5 protein-coding genes are annotated in these 6,089 nt (G+C 44.2%); 4 read left to right on the plus strand and 1 reads right to left on the minus strand.

Features of this window, described 5'->3' with window-relative positions; translation table 11 throughout:
* Nucleotides 1–70 precede the first annotated feature (70 nt).
* The 4 genes from HY063_01135 (at nt 71) to HY063_01150 (ending at nt 5,556) form a co-directional block, all read left to right on the plus strand.
* On the plus strand, nt 71–610 hold the full coding sequence (locus HY063_01135) for a YfiR family protein (GenBank protein MBI3500375.1): 540 nt from the start codon (nt 71–73) through the stop codon (nt 608–610).
* Nucleotides 611–1,522 (plus strand): hypothetical protein, encoded by a 912-nt coding sequence (locus HY063_01140; GenBank protein MBI3500376.1) that lies wholly within the window; start codon nt 611–613, stop codon nt 1,520–1,522.
* A 95-nt stretch (nt 1,523–1,617) separates the two neighbouring features.
* Complete coding sequence (locus HY063_01145) at nt 1,618–3,414, plus strand: SpoIIE family protein phosphatase (protein MBI3500377.1); 1,797 nt, start codon at nt 1,618–1,620, stop codon at nt 3,412–3,414.
* Between the two features lie 99 nt (nt 3,415–3,513).
* The gene (locus HY063_01150) at nt 3,514–5,556 is read left to right on the plus strand and encodes an OmpA family protein (protein ID MBI3500378.1); all 2,043 of its coding nucleotides are present in this window, start codon (nt 3,514–3,516) and stop codon (nt 5,554–5,556) included.
* On the opposite strand, the gene HY063_01155 is transcribed toward HY063_01150, so the two are convergent.
* Nucleotides 5,540–5,974 (minus strand): adenylate/guanylate cyclase domain-containing protein, encoded by a 435-nt coding sequence (locus tag HY063_01155; GenBank protein MBI3500379.1) that lies wholly within the window; start codon nt 5,972–5,974, stop codon nt 5,540–5,542. The two genes, HY063_01150 and HY063_01155, sit on opposite strands and share 17 nt — an antisense overlap.
* Nucleotides 5,975–6,089: the final 115 nt, after the last annotated feature.

A 6,089-nucleotide genomic window follows, 5' to 3' on the forward strand; every position in this document is an offset into this window, starting at 1 on the left:
TTGGAATTTGGCTTTTGATTTTTGGCGCTTTCAAGTTGTGGCATAAAAATGGGTTATTGACTACTCTCGCGTGAAAAGATTTATTCCCATATTGATTTCGCTTCTCTGCATTTCGGCAGATTGGGTGCGCATGCCCGTTCTGCAGCAAGACCCCAATTCTTCCAACGCAAAAATCAAAGCCACGTTCATTTACAACTTCACAAAATATATTGACTGGCCCGATAAGTACAAAGAAGGAAATTTTGTGATTGGCGTGCTCGGCACTTCCGCTTTTTACAACGACCTCGCCACGCTGCTGAACACAAAGACAGTAGGCAGCCAGCGCTTTGAAATAAAAAGTTTCACCAATGCAGAATCACTCACGGGCATCTGCCATATTTTATTTGTGCCGGCAGAAAATTCCGCATTGCTGCCCGAAGTAGTAAAAAAACTCAAAGGCAAAAGCACGCTCATCATTACTGAAAAATCCGGGCTCGCCAAGCAGGGCTCTGCCATAAATTTTGTGGTGGAAAATAACAAGCAGCGTTTTGAACTGAACAAATCAAACATAGAAAAATACAATCTGAAAGTAAGCACCACGCTCACATCGCTTGCCATACAGATAGAATAAATGAAAAGGAAAATTTATATATTGATTTTTGTTTTGATGTCAGTAATGACCGGTGAAACTGTTTTTGCGCAGGCAGACAGCGTTGCCAAAGCCGCATTGCTTCTTCAAAGCCAGAATTTACCAGCCGATGTGCGTGTGAAGCAGGCGCTCGAAGTTATTGACAAAGCCATGCTCGACCCGAAAACCGCAAAGAGCCCATACGCCTGGTATGTGCGCGGGTTTATTTATAAGGACTGGTATAAAACATTTGAATCGGGAAATAAAAAATCTAAAACAAGAATTGATGCAGTTACTTACCTGAAGAAAGCGCTCGAACTCGATACTGCCAAAGAATATTCTGCCGACATCCGTAAAACACTCAAATACCTCGGCTCCACTTTCTACAACGATGCCGGAGCGCTGCTCGATGCCACCAGCTACAATACCGCCATTGAAAATTTTGAACATGCCAAAGAATGTTTTGCAATTGCAGAGCCCACTTACAACATTAAGAAACTCGAAATTGATTTCAAGAATGCGCTCGCAACCGATTACACAAATATTTTCCGAAGCGATATGAAAGCAAACACCAAATTCTTCAGCATGACGGAAGAATTATACAAGCAGGTGATTATGCTCGATTCAAACAACTGGGCGGGCAATTACAATCTTTCCATGCTCTACTATAATTACGGAGTTGACATCATCAATAACATGCCGGTGGAATCCGACATTATTGTAATTGAAAACATACAGGACCAGGCAAAAGATTTGTTCAAGAAAGCATTGCCCTATGCGCTGAAAGCATACGCGCTTAATCCGAAAAGGCGCGAAGTGCTCATTTGCCTGCAGGGAATTTATTTCAGTTTGTACGAGTTTGAAAAATCAGATGAGTTCAAAGCGAAAGCAGAAGCGCTTGAGAAAGAAAAATAATTAATCAGCGAAAAACGAATTTGTACGAAATTACGAAAGATAATTTCATTTCATTTCATTTTGTACATTCGTAATATTTCGCTTTTCGAAGATTTATGGCTTTTCGTTTCACCATTGGGCGCAGAATATCCACCGGATTCGGTTCTTTAATTCTTTTAACGCTGGGCGCTTTCGCTTTAACATTTTCCACCCTGCAGGAAAGCCGCAAGATTAATTCTCAAATCACTAATCTTTACACGCCTTCCGTAAGCGCGCTTCAGGAGTTAAATATTTTGGTGGTGCGTTCAAAAATGCTCACGTCCAACTGGGTGAACATTCAGCAGCCCAATCACGAGGATAAAGAGAAGCTGAGAAAAGTTATCAATGAAGAATACCCCGCGCTGAAAGTCCGCATAAATAACCTTGCCAAGGACTGGAACAAAGACGATAAAGAATCCATCACAAGTATTTTTAACCTGCTCAACGAACTGGTGGCGCTTCAGGATTATATCATGACGCAGTTAAATTCATTTTCCGCCTACGAAGATGCAAACGTAATGTTTGAAATACGTCCCATGGTGGAAGATGCCGATGGCGAAGTGAATGACAAAACAAGAAAAGTGCTGAACAATCTTTCATTGCTCATTGACCAGCAGCACGAGCAGGCGGCAAAGAAAAACAAAGAGATGCTCGAATCGTTTTCGCGGCTGCAAAACGTGGTGCTCCTGCTGGGAATCATTCTTCTTGTGGGGGGAATCATCATTGCCTATTTTACCATACGAACCATTGTGCGCCCGGTAACCGATGTGAAAGAACTTTTGCTGCGCATGGCGCGCGGGGTGCTTCCCGATAAAAGAATACGCGAAGGAAAAGATGAACTCGGAGAAATGTCCCTCGCGCTCAACCGCCTTGTTGACACCATGAAACTCACCACCGAATTTGCCCGCGAAGTGGGAACCGGAAATTTTGATTCCTATTACAAACCGCTTTCCGAAGAAGATAAACTCGGACTCGCGCTGCTGAAGATGAGAGAAGACCTGCGCATCAACGAACAAATACTTTCAGACAAAGTAACGCAGCGCACGGCCGAAGTGGTTCGCCAGAAAGCGGAAATAGAATTGCAGGCGCAGAAAATAGAAGTGTTCTACAAACAAGTAACCGATTCCATCCGCTACGCAAAACGGATTCAGGAAGCCATTCTTCCGCCCGATGGCTTTGTAAAAAAACTTTTACCCGATTCATTTGTGCTTTACAAACCGAAAGATATTGTGAGCGGAGATTTTTATTGGTTCGAATACCTGAATGGAAAAGTAATGTTTGCTGCAGTGGATTGCACCGGGCACGGAGTGCCGGGCGCATTCATGAGCATTGTGGGCCATAACCTGCTGAAACAAATCATGGGCAAGCATCAATTTACCGAGCCCTCAAAAATTCTGGACGAACTCAGCAAGGGCGTGCGCGACACGCTGCACCAGCGCAGTTTTGAAGAATCCACTTCCAAAGACGGAATGGACATTACGCTTTGTTCCTTCGACAAAGAAAATAACGAACTTGAATTTTCCGCAGCGTTCAATCCCCTGTATATCGTTCGTGACGGAGAAATTTTTGAAATCAAAGGAAATAAATTCTCTGTGGGAATTTACCTTGAGAAAGAAACGCAGAAGTTCACCAATCATAAAATAAAAATTCAGAAAGGCGATGTGATTTATATTTTCTCCGATGGCTATGCCGACCAGTTTGGCGGACCGAAAGGAAAAAAATTCATGCAAAGCCAGTTCCGCAATTTATTGTTCGACATTCACCGCAAGCCCATGCCCGAGCAAAAAAGAATTCTCGACAGCACCATTGAACACTGGCGCGGAGAGGAAGACCAGGTGGATGATATTCTTGTAATGGGAGTGCGTATGAACTAAAAAATTATTTTTTGTTTAACGGCAATTACGAAAAACTCTTTCCCAAGAAATTAGAAATCGCTTTTCCTATCACATCATTTTTTATGGTAGATTAGTTGCATGAAAAAGTTTTTTCTTCCTCTTATCTTTCTTGTTGTCCTGTCCGGAGCCGGGAGATTTCTTTCCGCGCAAACGCCCAAAGGATGGACTAAGCGAAATGCTTTTCCCGAAGGTGCGCTTGAAAAAGCCGTTGCCTTTACGATTGCCGACAAGGGCTATGCCGGGCTGGGAACCGACAACAGCGGCTTCAAAAAAAATTTCTGGCAGTACGATGCGAAGAGCGATGCATGGAGCGAGATGGAAAAATTTCCGGGCGAGCCGCGAATTTCTGCAGCGGGTTTTTCCATCGGCACTAAAGGATATGCCGGCACCGGCATGACCGGCTCGCAGAACATGCAGCAGGGCGCAAATGATTTCTGGGAATTCGACCCGCAAAAAAATTCATGGAAACAGAAAGCAAATTTTCCCGGAGGAATACGTTACGGAGCGGTGGGATTTTCCATCGGCACTAAAGGATACATCGGGCTGGGCGTAAATAAAAACACGCACTATTCTGACTTGTGGGAATACGACCCTTTGGCAAACAAGTGGACTAAAAAATCTGATTTCCCTGCTGGCGGAAGAGCCGATGCCAGCGTGTTTGTAATCGGAGAGGAAGTATATGTGCTGCTGGGGCAGGGAAAAGAAATTTTTCCCTCGCAGAAAGACGCATGGAAATTTTCTCCGGCAAAAAACGAATGGAAAAAAATTGCCGACTTTCCCGGCAATGCCCGCATTGGCGTACTGGCGTTTTCAAACGGAAAGTACGGCTATGTGGCGAACGGCTATAACGGAACACTGAAACGCTATGCTGATTTCTGGGAATACGATGCCTCTACCGATAAATGGAAACAAAAAGAAGACGTTCCCTACGGAACGCGCGATTACATTTTTGCTTTCGCAATTGGCAATGCTGCGTATGTGTGCACGGGACACGGGCAAAAAAATTCTTCCGGCTTCGAAGTGTGGAAATACGATTTTCCGAGAGCAACGGAAAATAAATTTGCGCTGGGCGGCACCTTGCTGCTGGGCGAAGAGCGCATGCCACTTGCAGCAGTGGACGTGAAAATTTACAACGCGAAGAATGAACTTCTGAAAACCGTTTCCACCGGCTTGTTCGGCTCTTTTCTTTTCATGGATTTGCCCAACAACACGGAATACACAGTGGAAGTGGCGGTGAACGATCCGCACTGGCGCAAACAAAATATTTATTTAGTGAGCCGCGAGAACGAAGCCATTGCCACGCTGAATGCCGATACTAAATTCCGCTTCCTCCTTTCGGGAGAAGAGAAAAGCAAACTTCAACTGCTGCGAATAGAAAACAAAAACATGCGCATGAACATGAAAGGAAAACTTGCGCTGAGCAGCGATAAAAAAATGCCTTTCGCCAATGCAGAAATTTCACTCATCAACGAAGAGCAGGAAGTGGTGCAGGTGGCCACCACCGATGAAAAAGGAAAATTCTTTTTCAATTACCTTCCCGTAGACACAAATTTATACCTGACTATTGATGAAAAAGCCACCGCCTCGCTTCCGAAGGGAACCACTATTCTGCTGATGGATGATAAAGATTCGGTGGTAAATAAATCCATCGCCTCCAACTCAAAAATGCTGCTCACCAGTTTGCCGCCCGAGCAGAATAAACTCTCAACTATTTTTGTGGAAGACCCCTGGATGCAGGCGACTTTCGGAAACCCTGCCGATGGAATGCTGGTGATGGAAAATATTTATTTCGATGTGGGAAAATGGGAACTGCTGCCCGCAGCAAAATCGGTGCTGAACAAAGCCGCCATCATGTTGAAGAACAATCCGAAAATCTCCATTGAAATTTCAGCGCATACCGATTCGCGGGGCGATGCTAAATCAAACCTCGAACTTTCAGAAAAGCGAGCGCAGGAAGCAAAAAATTATATTGCCGCGCAAAACATAAATACAAAACGGATTTCCGTAAAGGGCTATGGCGAAACCAAACTGCTGAACCGCTGTGCCGATAATGTGGACTGCACCGAAGAGGAGCACGCACAAAACAGGAGAATGGAGTTTAAAATTATATACGCAAAGTGATTTTGGGGCTTCGCATTTCGCTGCGCTCCACAAAATACATTTCTATTTCTCCTTTATTCTTGGCGTGGATTTTTCCGCGGTGGGTGAATTGACAACCCCCTGTGTCCCCCTTTGTTAAGGGGGAATCTTTCACAAGTGCATATGTTGCTCCCGAGATATTAATTTTTCCGGCTTCGCCTGATGATTCCATTCTGCTGGCAGTATTCACAGTATCTCCCCAAACATCGTAGGCGAATTTTTTATCGCCAACTACCCCGGCTGTAACAGGGCCCGAATGAATTCCCATTCGCAAACTCCATTTGCTATTCTGTTCTTTCATCCATGATTGAATTTCAATTCCGGCTTTTACAATTTCTTCTGCGTGATTTGAATTGGGAGTTGGAAGACCACTGTGACCTTTACTAAAATAACTATACAGTTGTGATTGGTTTTACTGGAATAGTTATACACTATTGTTTCGTTACACGGATATGGCTATACAATTTTTGTAAAAATACTGAAATAGCTATACACCCCTCACTAAGGTGGTTGGC

The sequence above is a fragment of the Bacteroidota bacterium genome, assembly GCA_016195025.1.
Lineage (GTDB): Bacteria > Bacteroidota > Bacteroidia > Palsa-948 > Palsa-948 > Palsa-948.